Annotated in this window: 10 protein-coding genes; 5 read left to right on the top strand and 5 right to left on the bottom strand. The window is 69.7% G+C overall.

The features are described 5' to 3' along the window. Window positions 1-8: 8 nt before the first annotated feature. Window positions 9-443 (bottom strand): XRE family transcriptional regulator, encoded by a 435-nt coding sequence (locus ACWIGI_RS17645; protein ID WP_454203462.1) that lies wholly within the window; start codon window positions 441-443, stop codon window positions 9-11. Window positions 444-648: 205 nt separating this feature from the next. Between ACWIGI_RS17645 and ACWIGI_RS17640 the strand changes: the two genes are divergently transcribed. The 5 genes from ACWIGI_RS17640 (at window position 649) to ACWIGI_RS17620 (ending at window position 6535) form a co-directional block, all read left to right on the top strand. Then, window positions 649-1338: a DUF6875 domain-containing protein gene (locus ACWIGI_RS17640; protein WP_454203461.1), complete on the top strand. Its 690-nt coding sequence runs from the start codon at window positions 649-651 to the stop codon at window positions 1336-1338. A 141-nt stretch (window positions 1339-1479) separates the two neighbouring features. Next, the gene (gene eat, locus ACWIGI_RS17635) at window positions 1480-2907 is read left to right on the top strand and encodes an ethanolamine permease (protein WP_454203460.1); all 1428 of its coding nucleotides are present in this window, start codon (window positions 1480-1482) and stop codon (window positions 2905-2907) included. Continuing rightward, on the top strand, window positions 2904-4316 hold the full coding sequence (locus ACWIGI_RS17630; RefSeq protein WP_454203459.1) for an ethanolamine ammonia-lyase subunit EutB: 1413 nt from the start codon (window positions 2904-2906) through the stop codon (window positions 4314-4316). The genes eat and ACWIGI_RS17630 overlap by 4 nt, the downstream gene beginning before the upstream one ends. Further along, entirely contained in the window at window positions 4313-5176 is an 864-nt protein-coding gene (gene eutC / locus ACWIGI_RS17625) for an ethanolamine ammonia-lyase subunit EutC (protein WP_454203458.1), read from the top strand. Before ACWIGI_RS17630 ends, eutC begins: the two co-directional genes overlap by 4 nt. Window positions 5177-5377: 201 nt before the next feature. Continuing rightward, the gene (locus tag ACWIGI_RS17620; protein ID WP_454203656.1) at window positions 5378-6535 is read left to right on the top strand and encodes a lipase family protein; all 1158 of its coding nucleotides are present in this window, start codon (window positions 5378-5380) and stop codon (window positions 6533-6535) included. A 102-nt stretch (window positions 6536-6637) separates the two neighbouring features. Here the strand turns inward: ACWIGI_RS17620 and ACWIGI_RS17615 are convergent, their stop codons facing one another. From ACWIGI_RS17615 to ACWIGI_RS17600, 4 genes are all read right to left on the bottom strand, one after another. Next, complete coding sequence (locus tag ACWIGI_RS17615; RefSeq protein ID WP_454203457.1) at window positions 6638-7471, bottom strand: class I SAM-dependent methyltransferase; 834 nt, start codon at window positions 7469-7471, stop codon at window positions 6638-6640. 172 nt (window positions 7472-7643) lie between these two features. Next, window positions 7644-8483: a hypothetical protein gene (locus tag ACWIGI_RS17610; protein WP_454203456.1), complete on the bottom strand. Its 840-nt coding sequence runs from the start codon at window positions 8481-8483 to the stop codon at window positions 7644-7646. Next, on the bottom strand, window positions 8473-10209 hold the full coding sequence (locus ACWIGI_RS17605) for a diflavin oxidoreductase (protein WP_454203455.1): 1737 nt from the start codon (window positions 10207-10209) through the stop codon (window positions 8473-8475). The genes ACWIGI_RS17610 and ACWIGI_RS17605 overlap by 11 nt, the downstream gene beginning before the upstream one ends. An 11-nt stretch (window positions 10210-10220) precedes the next feature. Next, entirely contained in the window at window positions 10221-15638 is a 5418-nt protein-coding gene (locus ACWIGI_RS17600) for a glutamate synthase-related protein (RefSeq protein WP_454203454.1), read from the bottom strand. Between the last annotated feature and the right edge of the window lie 268 nt (window positions 15639-15906).

Raw genomic sequence — 15906 nt, 5'->3', positions numbered from 1 at the left:
CCGCTCGCTCACCCCTTGGCTTCGGGCAGGTCCGGGGGATCGGCGGGCAGGCCCTCCTTGACCCGCAGGAACTTGAGGTAGTCGATCAGCGAGGCCAGCGACTGCTGCGACAGGTCCAGGGCGCGGAAGGCCAGTGCCTCGATATCGGGCGCGGTCGCCAGGCGGAGATACTCGATCTCCTGTCGTCCGCGCTGCCAGGCGTCGTCATCGGTGAAGAACCGGATGTCCACGTCGAACGCGGCGGCCAGTCCGGCGGCGTGTTTGAGCGAGGGATTCTGTTTCAGGCCCGAACGCAGTTGGGAGACATACACCGACGAGATCGGATGGCCGAGTTCGGTGGCGCGGCGCGCGATCTCGTCGGCGGTATAGCGGTGTCCCCTGGCGTTGGGCATCGTATGGAACAGGTACTCGAGCCGCTCCGAGAAGGCCGCTCCTTCGTTCATGTCAGATCCCCCGATTTTCGGCGCCGTATCTCCGCGAGCGCCCATGCTACAGCATACTTCCGCTGCTCCAATCGCATCGATAGCTGTGGGTACCACCCTGTGACTCGCTGCACATTCCGCGACTACATCCAGATATGCCACAGAATCATTCCTATGCTTTGGCATACGCGGCGCCGCGGTGCACGACGACCCGAGGAAGTACCGGATGAAGTACTCGCTCTCCGACCCCGATCCCGCTGTCGCCCAAGCGGTTTCCCGCTGGCTGCGGGATCTCCTGGGGCGTCCGCATCCGCTGCTGGGTCGACCGGGCCCCGTGTGCCCCTTCGTCGTTCCGGCGATCAAGGCCAACGCGCTGTCGATTCGACAGCATCGCTGGCACGGGCCGCCGACGAGCTACCGCCTGACCGGGCTCCTCGACGCTGTCGTCGATCACTTCCACGCGGGTGCGCTCGACGGCCGCCCCGGTGACCTGCGCACGCTCGTGGTGCCGGTCACCGGATTCCCGGAGGCGGCGTGGTCGCGCATCGACGACGGCCGCCGCCGCGCCAAAACCCGTGCCGCGGTGCGCGGTTACATGCTCGGGCAGTTCCACCCCGCGTGCACCGAGCCCGGTATCCGCAACCCGGTCTTCCCGGTGAACCGCTCGCCGCTGCCGGTGTTCGCCGTCCGCCGGATGGCGGTGCACGACATTCTCTTCCTGCACGACGATCCGATCTGGTTCGAGCAGTATCAGCGGCGCTTCGCGGGGTGGTACCGGGACGGCGGACGGGTCGGTCCGCAGCTGCGCGAGCTGTACGCGATCGCCGCCCGGCGGCACGGACGCGGGCGGCAGGCGGAACCGGTCGCGGTACACGGACGGCCGCCGGTGCGCTCCGGCCCGCCGCCCCTCCCGTAGCGCATCGGGCCGGGACGTAACCCGCGGTAATCCCGCCGGAAGACACCGGTGACAATTCAGCAACATCGATCGGGAGACTTGAGCGAGTAGACCTTACTGGGCATTTGCCCAGATCAGTGCGTGAGGAGTGCGAGCCTCTCTATGACTGCTGTGACCCGGACCGACCTCGACGGTGACGCCGCCTCGGACGACTATCTGGCCAAGCGAACGCTGCGCAAGGGAACCGCCGGGTGGGTACTGCTCGCCGGGCTCGGCGTCAGCTACGTGATCTCCGGGGACTACTCGGGATGGAACTTCGGGCTCGCGGAGGGCGGGTTCGGCGGGCTGCTGATCGCCACCGTGCTGATCGCGGGCATGTATCTGGCCATGGTGCTGGGGATGGCCGAACTGTCCGCGGCCCTGCCCGCGGCGGGCGGCGGGTACACCTTCGCGCGCCGGGCGCTCGGTCCGTGGGGCGGATTCGCCACGGGCGCCGCCATTCTCATCGAGTACGCGATCGCGCCCGCCGCCATCGCCACGTTCATCGGCGGCTACGTGGAGTCGCTGAACCTGTTCGGGATCACCGACGGCTGGTGGGTCTACCTGGCGGTGTACGCGCTGTTCATCGGCATCCACCTGGCCGGCGCGGGGGAGGCGCTCAAGGTCATGTGCGCCATCACGGTGGTGGCCCTGGCCGGTCTGGTGATCTTCGCTGTCGCGGCGTGGGGCGAGTTCGAGATCGCCAATCTCACCGATATTCCGGCGGATCCCGACGCGCTGGGCAGCTCGTCGTTCCTGCCCTTCGGCGCGTTCGGCGTGTGGGCCGCCATCCCGTTCGCCATCTGGTTCTTCCTCGCCGTCGAAGGGGTGCCGCTCGCGGCCGAGGAGGCGCGCGAACCGGAGAAGAACGTGCCCAAGGGCATCATCGCGGCCATGCTGATCCTGCTGGTGACCGGTGGCGCGGTGCTGCTGCTGTCCACGGGAGCCCTTGGCGCGGAGCAGCTTTCGGCATCGGGCAACCCGCTCGTCGAGGCGCTGGGCGACGGTGGGGCCGCCACCGCGGTCAACTACATCGGCCTGGCGGGCCTGGTCGCGAGCTTCTTCTCCATCGTCTACGCCTACTCGCGGCAGACCTTCGCGCTCTCGCGCGCCGGGTACCTGCCCACGTCGCTGTCGGTGACCAATCGCCGCAAGGCCCCGATGCTCGCGCTGGTGGTGCCGGGCGTCGTCGGCTTCGGCCTGTCGCTGACCGGCGAGGGCGCGATGCTGTTGAACATGGCGGTCTTCGGCGCCGCCCTGAGCTACGTGCTGATGATGGTGAGCCACATCGCGCTTCGGGTGCGTGAGCCCGGGATGAACCGGCCGTATCGGACGCCCGGCGGTGTGGTGACCACCGGTTTCGCGCTGCTCGTCGCCTGCGTGTCGGTGGTGGCGACATTCCTGGTCGACCCGGTCGCGGCCGGGTGGACCCTCGCGGCCTTCTGCGCTTTCCTGCTGTACTTCGGCCTGTACAGCCGCCATCGCCTGGTGGCCAACTCACCCGACGAGGAGTTCGCCGTCCTCGCGCGTGCCGAGCGGGAGCTCGAATGACGCGCTACCACCAGATGATCGGCGGCACGTCCTACACCTTCGGCGGCCTGGTGGACCTGCTGGCCAAGGCCACACCGCGGCGCAGCGGTGACGAACTCGCTGGCTGCGCCGCGGGTTCGGACGCCGAACGCGCGGCGGCGCAGTGGGCGCTGGCCGAGGTGCCGCTGACCACGTTCCTGAACGACACCGTGGTGCCGTACGAAACCGACGAGGTCACCCGGCTCATCATCGACACCCACGATCGCGCTGCGTTCCAAGCGATTTCGCACCTCACGGTCGGCGGACTGCGGGACTGGTTGCTGACGGTGGCCGCCACCCCCGCCGCGGCCGCGACCCTGGCCGCCGTCGCACCGGGGCTCACGCCCGAAATGGTCGCCGCCGTCAGCAAACTCATGCGCAATCAGGATCTGATCGCCGTCGCCAGGGCCGTCGAGGTGCGGGCCGGGTTCCGCACCACGATCGGGCGGCCCGGCACGCTGGCCACGCGATTGCAGCCCAACCATCCCACCGACGACCCGCGCGGCATCGCGGCGGCGGTGCTGGACGGGCTGCTACTCGGCTGCGGGGACGCGGTGATCGGCATCAACCCGGCGACCGATTCACCCAGGGCCACAGCGGATCTGCTGTACCTGCTCGACGAGGTACGGCAGCGCTTCGACATCCCCACCCAGTCGTGCGTGCTCTCCCACGTCACCACGACCGTCGGACTGATCGAAGCCGGGGCGCCGGTGGACCTGGTGTTCCAGTCCGTCGCGGGGACCGAGGGCGCGAATTCCGGCTTCGGCGTCGACATCGCCCTGCTGCGCGAGGCCAACGAGGCGGGTCGCTCACTGCGCCGCGGCACCGTCGGGAACAACGTCATGTACCTGGAAACCGGTCAGGGCTCGGCGCTCTCGGCGGGCGCGCACCTGGGCGCCGGCGGGCTGCCGGTGGATCAGCAGACCCTCGAGGCCCGGGCGTACGCCGTCGCCCGCGACCTGGATCCGCTACTGGTCAACACGGTGGTCGGATTCATCGGGCCCGAATACCTCTACGACGGCAAGCAGATCATTCGCGCGGGGCTGGAGGATCACTTCTGCGGCAAGCTGCTCGGCCTGCCGATGGGCGTGGACGTCTGCTACACCAATCACGCCGAGGCGGACCAGGACGACATGGACACCCTGCTCACGCTGCTGGGCGCGGCGGGCTGCGCGTTCGTCATCGCGGTGCCCGGCGCGGACGACGTCATGCTCGGCTATCAGAGCCTGGCGTACCACGACGCGCTCTACGCGCGAAAGGTGCTGGGGCTCGGGCCCGCTCCGGAATTCGCCGCCTGGATGGAACGGCTCGGCATGCTGGACGCGCACGGCCGCGTGGTGCCGATCGAGCCGCTGTCCTCGCCCCTGCACACGCTGGCGATCGCGGGATGAGCGGCGCAGTCCCCGCGCGGGGCGCGGAATCGAGGACCGCACAGGCATTCTGGGACGAACTGCGGCGCAGCACCCAGGCCCGCATCGGCCTCGGACGGACCGGGGACGCGTTGCCGACCGCGGACGTCCTGGAATTCCGCGCTGCGCATGCGGCGGCCCGCGACGCCGTGCACAGCCCGCTCGAGGTCTCCGAACTGGCCGTGCGGGTGCGGGCACTCGGACTCGGGGAGCCGTCGCACGTGGCCAGCCGGGCCGGTGACCGGTCGCAGTATCTGCGCCGGCCGGATCTGGGCCGCCTGCCGGCGGAAAGCGCTGCCGGAGAGGGGATCACCGCCATCGCGCACACGGGTGCGGATGTGGGGGTCGTCCTGGCCGACGGGCTGTCGCCCCGTGCGCTCACCGTCCACGGTGTGCCCGTGCTGGCGGCGATCGCGGCGGCGCTGGGCGATCGCCACACCCTCGCGCCGCCGGTGATCGCCACCCAGGCCAGGGTGGCGCTCGGCGACCACATCGGGCAGGCTCTCGGCGTGCGAACGCTGTTGGTTCTCATCGGCGAACGCCCCGGGCTCTCGGTGGCCGACAGTCTCGGCATCTACCTGACCCACGATCCGCGGCCGGGCCGGGCGGATTCCGAACGCAACTGCATCTCGAACATCCATCCGCCGGAGGGTCTGGGCTACGCGCGCGCGGCGCGGGTGGCGCTCGGTCTGATCGAAGGCGCGCGGCGGCTCGGGCGCTCGGGCGTCGGGTTGAAGGACACGTCCGCCGACGCCGAACTCCCGGCCGGTGACGTGACGATCCTGGACGCGGACGCAAGCCCCGAGAGTGGTTGTGCAGCCGACCAAACGATCTTGGGCTAGATTGTGAAACTGACAGATTCACATTTTCGATTCGTGCTGTAGACGCAGGGCACGCAATAGTCGGTGTGAGCCACAGTTGAGAAGTGCCGGTCCGTCCGACGCACTGAGTTCGAGGTGTCGGGGCCGAGGAGTCAGCGTTCGATGGCGGCTGACCATACGAGGAAAGTCTTGTTCAGAGTTGCCTTCAGGGCCACGGTCCTGATGTTGAGTGCGGTCGCGTCGCTCGGACTGGTGAGCGCACCCGCGCACGCCAGCCCGCTGTATCCGACCCCCGATCCCGATGCCTTCTACGCACAGCCCGCCGACCTCGCGAACTTGAAGCCGGGCGACGTCGTCCGGACCCGCAAGATCGACTCCGGTCCCTACGTCGGTACCGACGGCTGGCAGGTCGCCTTCCGTTCCACCAACTCCCTCGGCAACCCGGTCATGGGCGTCACGACCGTGCTGCTGCCCATCGGTGTGCAGAACCCGCCGCTGGTGTCGTACCAGGCGCTGATCAATTCCCTGGGCACCCAGTGCAATCCGTCGCGGTCGCTGTTCAACGGCGAACTGCAGGACGCGCCCGGCGCCATGCTGCCGATCGGCCGGGGCTGGGCGGTCTCGCTGCCCGACTACCTCGGTCCCACCTCCGCCTACGGCGCGGCCAAGCTGAGCGGCATGATGACGCTGGACAGCGTCCGGGCCGTGCAGAAGGCCACCGAACTCGGCCTCGGCCAGTCGCCGGTGGCGATCGCCGGATACTCCGGCGGCGGAATGGCTTCCGCGTGGGCGGCCGCGCTGGCGCCCACCTACGCTCCCGAGCTGAAGATCGCGGCGGTCGTCGCGGGCGGCGTCCCCGCCGATCTCGAGGAGATGGCCCTCTCGCTCGGCTTCGCGCCGCACCCGGGCTTCGGCCTGGCCTTCGCCGCGGCCATGGGCCTGGAACGCGAGTACCCGGACCGGCTTCCGGTCTCGGACCAGCTGAACCCCGAGGGCCTGTGGTTCCGGGAGTTCACCCAGGACGCGTGCCGTCGCTTCCTGCTGTTCCACGGCGCCTTCCGCAACGCCGAGCAGCTGGCGGCGTCGAAGTCCCTGATGGACAGCCAGGAGGCGCGAGCGGTGTTGCGCGAGAACAGCTTGCGCCACTACCCGGGCATCCCCACCGCGCCCACCTACCTGTGGCAGGGCCGTTTCGACACCCTGACCTCCTTCGGTCCGGTGGCCGAGGTGGCCGATCGCTACTGCAAGGCCGGCGCCCCGGTCGACTTCCGGCCGTACGACATCGCCGAGCACATGACCACGGCCGTAGCGGGTTTCGTGGACGCGTGGAATTACGTGGAAGCGCGCTTCCGCAACGATCCGGTGCCGACCAGCTGCTGATCGGCTCGGTCCGGTGATCGCTCGCGACGCGCCGGAACAACCCCGATGGAAACCCCGGGCTCGAAACCCTTCGAGCCCGGGGTTTTCGCGTTCGCGATGGAGCTACTCGCGGACGGCGTGCGCGATGCGCCCGGCGAACACGTCGTACTTCGGGTCCGGGTCGAATCCGTAGCGCGACAGGGTTTCCGGCACCGAGGTGTCGGCGATGCGGTCGAAGCCCAGACCTTCGAGTTCGCGGGCCAGCTCGGCGGGTGCGAAGAACGTCTGCCACGGCTCACCCTGATCGGCGACCCTGGTCAGCACGTCCGCTCCCATCGCGCGCTGTTCGGCGGATCGGGTGGCGGCCGGATCGTTGTAGTCGACGACGAGCTCGGCGTGCGCGTCGAGCCCCGCCGCGAAGGCGAACAGCCGCAGCGTGGCCGCCCGACTGAGATACATCACCACCCCGAGGCAGACGAAGATCGCCGGCGCCGCACGGTCGAACCCCGCCGCCCCGAGCGCGTAGCCCAGCTCGTCCCCCTCGAAGTCCGCGGCCACGAACGCCACCGACTCGGGCACGCCGATCCCCGCGTCCCGCAACCGTTCTCGCTTCCACTCCTGCGTGTCGGGATGGTCCACCTCGAACACCCGCAGCCCCGGATACGGGTTCCGGTACCCGAAGGTGTCCAGCCCCGCCCCCAGGATCACCAGCTGCCGAACCCCCGCCCCGACGGCCGCCCCGATGGCGTCCTCCGCGACCCGGAACCGGACCAGGATCCACGGGTGCAACACCTCCGGAATCCAATTCTCCTGCGCGCCGACGACTTCCTCGTCCGACACCCCACACAGCCGGGCAGCCAACGGGTCATCGAACAGCCGGGGTCCCGAATCCAGCCGATGCGCGGCCCGGATCAACGCGATCGACAACGCCGTCCGACTGGCCCGCCCCTGCTCCACGCCGCCCCCTCGCACACCGAGTTCCGTCAGCCCCCACGATATCCGCGCCCGCCCCACCCCATACCCCGATCGCCGACCTCCACGACCGATGTCCGCCTGTCTATTTCAGCTCGAACGCGGCCCGTGTCGCGTTGGTCAAGCGCTGCTCCTGTGTGAGCGGACGCCCGCACCCTCACACACCGGGTTCGGGGAGGGAGGCCGTGATCGTCTCCCAGGCCTGGTGCAGGTGGGGGCAGATCGAGCCGGTCTGGGTCAGGACCGTTACGCAGCGGTTGTCGTGGTCGTAGAGCTCCAGGGCGGAGGTTACGCCGGTCGGGCCGTGTGAGTGGGTCAGCCAGCACTCGCGGATGTGCAGGGGGCTCATTGCGTAGCGGGCGGCGCCGAAGACCACCGACACGTGGTCGGGTTCGTGTTCGACCAGGGCGGCCCGGTCGCGATGGAGTTGCAGGCAGCCGCCGCCGGGGACGGCGACGGTGAAGGGCAGGGACAGGTCGGCCAGGTGGGACAGCAGGTGCGGGAGGACGCGGGGCTCCACGCGGCGCGCGCCGGTGAACGGCAGGACGTGGTAGCGCTCGGTCGTCAGGGCGTCGAGGTGGGTGATCTGGTCGGTGTCCCGCCAATCCAGCTCGGACCAGCGCAGCGGCGTCTCGGGCTCCGGCGGCGCGGCAGGCGCCAGCGCGATCGCCTCGATCAGCATCGGATCGGACTGCGGGGTGAAGTAGGCGCGATGGGTGCCCGACGCGTCGGCCAGGGTCAGCGCGCGGGGGGTGAGGTGGATATCGGTGATGCGGCCGGGATGCAGCCGCAGCGCGATGCCCTCGGGGCCGCAGGTCAGCGCCTCGCCCGGGAACGCGGGCGGCAGGTACTCGCCGGTGTGACTCAGCAGGGCCGCGGCGTTCGCGGTCGCGGTGACCGTCAGGCCCAGCGCGGGTAGCGCCTGGGCGACCACCCGGGCCCCGCCGGCGACGCGGCGGGCGGGGCAGTGTTCGCAGCGGCGGCCGTCAGTACACATCGCGGACGTACCGCTTCTCGCGCTTGAGGGTGTTGACGTAGTCGGCGGCGGCGTCGGCGTCGAATCCGCCGTGCTCGCCGACGATCTCGTGCAGCGCCCGGTCGACGTCCTTGGCCATGCGGGTGGCGTCACCGCACACGTAGAAGTGCCCGCCCTCCTGCAGCCAGGCGTACAGCTCCGCGCCGTGCTCGCGCATCCGGGTCTGCACGTAGACCTTGTCCGCCTGATCCCGGGAGAACGCCAGGTCCAGCCGGTTCAGCAGCCCCGACTCGTGCCAGCCGGTCAGCTCCTCGGCGTAGATGTAGTCGTGCTCGCGATGCTGATCACCGAAGAACAACCAGTTGCGCCCGCCCGCCCCGCGCTGCTCCCGCTCCTGCAGGAACGCCCGGAAGGGCGCGATCCCGGTCCCCGGCCCCACCATGATCATCGGCGCGTCGTCCGATCCCGGCACCCGGAAGGACTTGTTGGGCTGCAGGAAGATTCGCGCGTCACCGCACCGATCGGCCAGGTAGGTCGAGCACACGCCGCCGCGATCGCGCCCCGCGTGCTGATACCGCACCCCGGCCACGGTGAGGTGAATGCGATCGGGATGCGCCAGCGAGCTCGAGGAGATCGAATACGCCCGGTGCTGTAGCGGTTTGAGCAGCCCGATGAACTCCTCCAGCGCGAGCACGTCGCCGCCGATGCGCAGGATGTCGAGGATGTCCTTGCCGTACAGCCACCGGTCGAGCACGTCCTTGACGCCACCGCGCAGCACGTGCGAGAGCTCCTCGTTCTCCGCGCGGCTCTCCACCTCGCTCAGCAGATCCTTGGTGGGCGTGCTGATTTCGTACCGATGGCCCAGCACCGCGCTCAGTGGCTCACCGTCCACGACGGTGTCCGGCGACACCCGGAAGTGGTCCGCGATGGCGGCCACCAGCGCGGGATTGTTCTCCGGGAACACCGCCAGCGCGTCGCCCGCCTCGTACGCGATGCCGCTGTCCGCCAGCGCGAACTCGATGTGCCGAATCTCCTTGCCCGACTTGGGCCCCGACAGCAGCCGGTTCACCGGCAGCTGGGCCGGATAGGGATTCTTGCGGGTCCAGCCGGACCGCGCGACGGTGCTCGGCGGCGGGGTGCCGGGCGTACCGCCCGCCCCCGCGAGGGTCACCAGCGTGGCGACCGCGCCGCGCACCCATTCGGCCGCGGGCGTCTCGTAGTCGATGTCGCAGTCGGTACGCCCCACCACGCGGTGCGCACCGAGCTGCTCCAGCCGGGTGTCGATGAGCTTGCCCGCCTGGCAGTAGCCGTCGTACCCGGTGTCGCCGAGCGCGAGCACGCCGTACGCGAGCCCCTCGAGCCGCGGCGCCGTCTCCGAAGACAATGCCTCCCAGAACAATTCGGCGTTGTCCGGCATCTCGCCCTCCCCGTAGGTGGAGGTGATGACCAGCACGTACTTGAACCCGACCAGCTCGTCGAGCTTGATCTCGTCGAGTCCGCTCACCCGCGCGTCGAACCCCTGCGCGGTGGCCGCGGCGGCGGTGTCGGCCGCCAGGCCCTCGGCGTTGCCGGTCTGGCTGCCGTACAGGATGCGCAGGGACGGTCGCGGAGCGCCGGTGTCGGCGTTCGCCGGAGCCGCGGCCGGGGCCATGGCGAGCCGGGAATGCAATCCGGCCAGGAATCCGGCGAGCCAGGCACGCTGGTCCTCGTTGAACGGAGCGTCCTCGGGAATGTAGGCGATCTTCATGTACTCGCTCTTCAGGTGGTCTGCAGGGAGGGACCGGACAGCGCGACGACCGGAATCGCCTTGTGCGCGAACAGTTCCTCGAAGGAGGGCAGGCGGCCGATGCGGTCGATGTTCTTGGCGCTCTGGTAGAGAATCCAGCCGTAGGTGCCGGGACTGTCCATCGAGCGCACGTTGCGCTCGCTCAGCGCCCGCTTGTAGTCGGTGAGTCGTTTGTCCGCGACCATGACCGCCAGATCCTCGTCACCGAATCCGTCGATGGCCTCGCGGGCATACTTCTGCAGTTTCTGGATGAGGAAGAAATCCTCGGTGAGCACCAGATTGCGCACCGCGGCCCCGATGCGCGGATCCTGCACCGCGGTGACCTCCGGCATCCGCGACATCGCGAGCTGCTGCGCCATGTTCAGCACCGTGTAGGTGTTGAGCAGCGCGTACATCTCCTCGGTATCGGTGTCGCCGTACCCGGGCACCGCGCCGCCAAGCACCGTGCGCGCGTCGCGATAGGACAGCTTGAACTTGCGCACCTGATGCCCGGACAGCGCGGTGGCGAGTTCGTCGAGCAGTTCCTTGCGCGTCTTGGCGGCCAGGATCGCGTCCGCGTCCTGGTACTGCAGCAGCGCGCGCGGCATGGCGTAGACCAGGTGCGCGCGGGTGGTCTCCCAGTCCGCGAGCAGCGCCGTGCCCCGGGCCGACCCGGTCGCCTCGACGTGCCACTCCAGCAGCGTGCGTGCGGCCTGTTCGTGGAACGGCGCGTCCGTGACCGGAAGTACCAGTACCGAATCCGCGCTGACCTTCGCGCCCAGCGCGCCGTCCGGATCGTACTGGTAGAGGAAGCCGCCGCTCATGCCGTTGCCGACGCCCTTGCCGAACCCGCCGATGTTGAGCACCGCGCCGTTGGTCATGTACTCGCACAGGAATTCCCCGACGCCCTCCACGACCGCCGAGGCGCCGGAGTTGCGTACCGCGAACCGGTCCCCGGCCTCGCCGTCGACGAACAGCCGCCCACCCGAGGCCCCGAACAGCGCGAAGTTGCCGATGAGCACGCTGCCCCCGGGCTCGGTGGAACCGCCGCCCGGGGATCGCACGATGATCTCGCCGCCGCAGGCGCTCTTGCCGACGCCGTCGTTGCAGGTTCCGATGTGGGTCAGGCTGATTCCGTCGTTGCAGAACAATCCGTAGCTCTGGCCCGCGGACCCGGTGGTGGTGATCCGCACGCTGCCGGGCTGCAGGTGCCTGCGGCCGCGATCGTCGGTGACGACCGCGTCACCGTCCGCCGCATCGTGATTGAGCATGCGCTCGATGTCGATGGCGAGCTGGCCGCCGACGCCCTTGTTCCGGTTGGTCAGCGCCACCGTCGGCAGGACCGCGCCGTTCAGCGTCAGCGCCGCGAGGAAGGAGTCGTCGATCGCGTAGTCCTTCTCCATGTAGATCGGGTTATCGACGACGAATTCCGGTGCCACGGCCAGCATTCGGCGCAGATCCAGGCGGCCGATGGAGGAGGGGTGGTCGAGCAGGTGCAGCAGGTCGCTGCGCCCGCGCGCCGCCCGCAGCGACGGCACGCCGAGCGTGGCCAGGATCTCCCGGACCTCGTGCGCGATATTGAGCAGATACTGCGCCAGCGCGCGCGGATCACCCTCGAAGACTTCGGGATTGGTGGTGAGACCGGCGGGGCACTTGATGTTGCAGTTCTTCGCCATGACGCAGCGCAGCATCATCAGCGCGGTGGTGCCGAACTCGAAACTGTCCGCGCCGAGCAGCGCGGACTTGACCACGTCGCTGGCGGTCTGATGCGCGCCCGAACATCGCAGCACGACCTTCTGCCGAATACCGTTGGCGCACAGCGCCTGGTGCACCTCGGCGACGCCGATCTCCGCGGAGCGGCCCGCGTACTTCAGGCTGGTGACCGCTGCCGCGCCGGTGCCGCCGGTGTTGCCCGCGACGTTGATGACGTCGGCGCCGGCCTTGGCGACGCCGACCGCGATGGTGCCGATGCCCTCGGAGGACACCAGTTTCACGATGACCCGTACCCGGGCGGCCTTGCAGTCGTGGATGAGCTGGGCCAGGTCCTCGATCGAGTAGGTGTCGTGATGCGGTGGCGGGGAAACCAGTTCGACGCCCGGGGTGCCGCCGCGCGCCGCGGCGATCTCGACGGTCACCTTCGGCGCGGGCAGCTGCCCGCCCTCGCCGGGCTTGGCGCCCTGGCCGATCTTGATCTCCAGTTCGCGCAGCATGGGATCGGCCAGGTAGCCCGCCCACACCCCGAACCGGCCCGACGCGAACTGCTTGATGCGGGACCCGCGAATGGTGCCGTAGCGGGTGATGTGTTCCCCGCCCTCACCGCAATTCGACAGTCCGCCCACCATATTGGTGCCGTGCGCCACCGCCTCGTGCGCGGGGGCGACCAGCGCGCCGTGGCTCATGGCGCCCGAGGCCAGGGTCGCGGTGATCTCGCTGGCGGGCTGGACCTTTCCCAGCGGAATCGAGGCCGGCGCGGTGTCCACCGCCGCGAGGTAGTCCGCGGCCGCACCGGTGGCGCGGACGCGCAGGTCCTCGGCGCCGACCTCGGCCTCGGCGATATCCGCGCCGAATCGGGCACGCAACGATTGCGCCAGCGCCGCGAGCCGGTGCGGGGTGTGGGCCAGCCGCAGGGTGAACACGTCGCCTTCCCGCTCGCACGTCAGCCCGCGAACCAGGAAGGAGTTGTTGCCCGAGCGCGCGAACTGCCCCATCTCGCCGCGGAATTCGTCGGCCGTGTGTACGAAGTTCACGTCGGCGGGCAGGGCGAGCACGTCGCGCAGCGCGGCGGGCCGCCGCGTGCGCTCGGCGTTCATGGCCCGCACGAAATTGCGGTAGCCCGCGGTGATGTCGAAGCTGTCGATGGCGCGCGGGGTCAGTTCGTCGAAACTGGTGTTGCGGTAGGCGTTGTCGTCGAGCCCGAACGCGCCCTCGAGCTGATTCAGGGGCAGCAGCCGCAGGTGCGTGGCGTCGGCCATCGCCGGATTGTGCGGGCGCGCGGTGTCGTCGAAGGAGATGGCCTCCTCGGTCATGTCGACGAACCCGCGCACCGCGGTGGTGCCGTAGGAGTGCCCGGCCCCTTCCGCGCGCTCCTTGAACAGGCCCAGCAGCGGGATGTCCTGCTCACCGCGCACCGTGCGGGCGCGCGCGTGCCAATCCGCCACCGCCGCGGCGAGCGTGGCGAATCCGACCCCCGCCACCGGCGAGACCACGTTCGGGAAGTACCTGCGCAGCACCGGATCCGCGGTGTCGAGGTAGTTGGGCTCGAAGAACTCGCCGCCGATATAGCTTTCGGCCGTGCACAACCCGACGCGGCCCATGGTCTTCATGAGCGACTTCTCCGCCGCCTTGGCGAACCGCGCGAAGGCGCTGTCGGCGTCGTCGCCGTACTTCTCCTCGGCACGCATCTGCACCGACAGCGCGTACACCGCCGAGGCGCCGAAGCCCAGCACCGCGGCCACGTGATGCGAGGAGCACAGCTGGCCGCTCTCGGCGATCACCGAAACCCGCAGGCGCAGACCCTCTTCGATGAGCCGCTGATTGATGGCCGAGACGACGAGGATGAGCGGCAGCGCGGCGCGCTCGGCCGAGACGTGCCGGTCGGTGATGATCGCGATGCCGCCGGTCTCGCGGGCGAATTCCTGTACCTGGTCGCAGAGTTCGTCCACCGCGCGCACCAGCGCCGCGGCGTTGGCGGCCGGATCGGCCAGGTCGGCGCGATAGCGCATACCGAAGCGCCGCACCGGCGTATCGCCCTGCTCACGGATCTTGAGCATGTCCCGGTGGTTGAGGATGGGGGAGCGGACCACGATCTGCGGCGCCGCCTGCGCGCCGCTGTTGGGCTTGGCGCCCAGCGCGACCCGCAGGGTCATGCCGTCGGCCTCACGGATGCTGTCCAGCGGCGGGTTGGTGACCTGCGCGAAGCGCTGCGAGAAGTACTTGGCCACACCGCCTTCCTGGTCCGAGAGCGCGTTGATGGCCGCGCCGTAGCCCATCGCCGAGATCTTCTCCTGACCGGTGGCCAGCATGGGATCCATCAGGAACTTGAAGCTCTCCTGATTGAGCGAGTAGGCGACGTAGCGCTGCGGCCGGGTGAGATCGCCGTCGTATCGCGCCGGGGCGCTCTGGTTCTCGGGCGGGACGGGCGGCAGATCGGCGATGTTCACCCGGGCTGCGCTCAGCAGGGCCGGGTAGTCGTGGCGGGCCGCGAGCATTTCCAGGGCCGCCGTCGTGCCGTACGCGCGCCCGGCCGCGTGATCGAAGAACAGCATGCCGCCGGCCTCGATACGCCCGCGCACCAGCACCTGTTCGGGCGGGAAGTACACCTGCCCCGCTTCGGACATGACCCCCAGGTACTCGGTGGTCTCGACGGTGCGCAGCGGGCGCAGGCCGAGCCGGTCCAGCCGGGCGCCGATGATCACGCCGTCGCCGAAGACCAACGCCGCCGGGCCGTCGTTCTTCTCCTCGTAGAGGCTGAAGTACTCGAGCATGGCGGTGACCCGCGGCGAGAGCGTCGTGTCGTTCTCCCAGGCGGGCGGCATCATGGCGACCACCGCGGTCACCAGATCCAGATCGTCCTCGATGACCCGGTTCTGCAGGGTCTGGTCCAGGCGGCAGCTGTCGGACTGGCCGGCCGGGCGCACGATGGCGCGGCTGCGGGCGCGGGCGAGCGCGTTCTCCGAGAGCCGGTTCTTCTTGTCGGTGTTGAGCTCGCCGTTGTGCGCCATGAACCGGAACGGTTGCGCCATCGTGGAATCGGGCGCGGTGTTGGTGGAGAACCGGGTGTGGAAGAACAGCGAGTGCACCTGCATCCGGGGATCGTTCAGGTCCCGGAAGTAGGGCACCACCTCGTGCGAGTTCAGCCTGCCCTTGAGCACCTGGGTGCGGGCGCTGAGCGAGAGGGGGTACAGCCCCCGCAGTTCGGGCCGGGTGTAGGCGACCGCCTCGATCGCCATGAGCGCGTCGTGGATGCGCCGGTCGGAGTCCGCCCGAAAGACCCACTGCCGCACCGGGAGCTGATAGCGCACCGCGGCCGGGCGAACCGCGCTGTCGTCGGTGGGCACGTCGCGGGTCAGCAGGATCTCGAATCCCTGTGCGCGCAGCGCGTTCTCGATGACGGCCTCGGCCGCGGCGGCGCGCTCGGGGTCGGCGGGCAGGAAGAAGTTCCCCACCCCGAACTCCCCGAGCCGCAGGTCTGCCCGTCCCGTGAGCTCGGCGAAGAACCGCAGGGACAGATCGAGATTCACGCCCGCGCCGTCACCGACGCCCTCGGAGGACATGCCCCCGCGATGGGGCACCGCGCACAGCGCCTCGTGCAGCTTGTGGATGATCTCGTGTGTCTGGACGCCGTCCTTGCGGGTCAGGAACCCGACGCCACAACTGCTCTTCTCCTGCTCCGGGTCGTACAGTCCAATCACACGCGTTCTCCTCAGCCGGCGCCGCGAACGGCGCGCCAACGAACGGCATGGTTCACTCGTCCCACCGGCTCCGCGCACGCTCGCCCTGGCCTGCCCGGCATCCGCGCCGGAACCGACAGGACAACCGAGCCAGCCTCAAGCGAGGATAGGCTAACCTCAGAAATCGCCCGCGGATAGCTCCTGCGGCATACGTCACATCTCGGCCACCGCCCGGTCGCGCGGTGTTTGCCGACCGTGCGGGATGCGATCCGCGCCGTGTTCCCGGGTC

The sequence above is a fragment of the Nocardia sp. NPDC055321 genome, from assembly GCF_053645575.1.
Note: the sequence above shows the minus strand (reverse complement) of the source record. Positions and strands in the feature narration are given on the sequence as shown.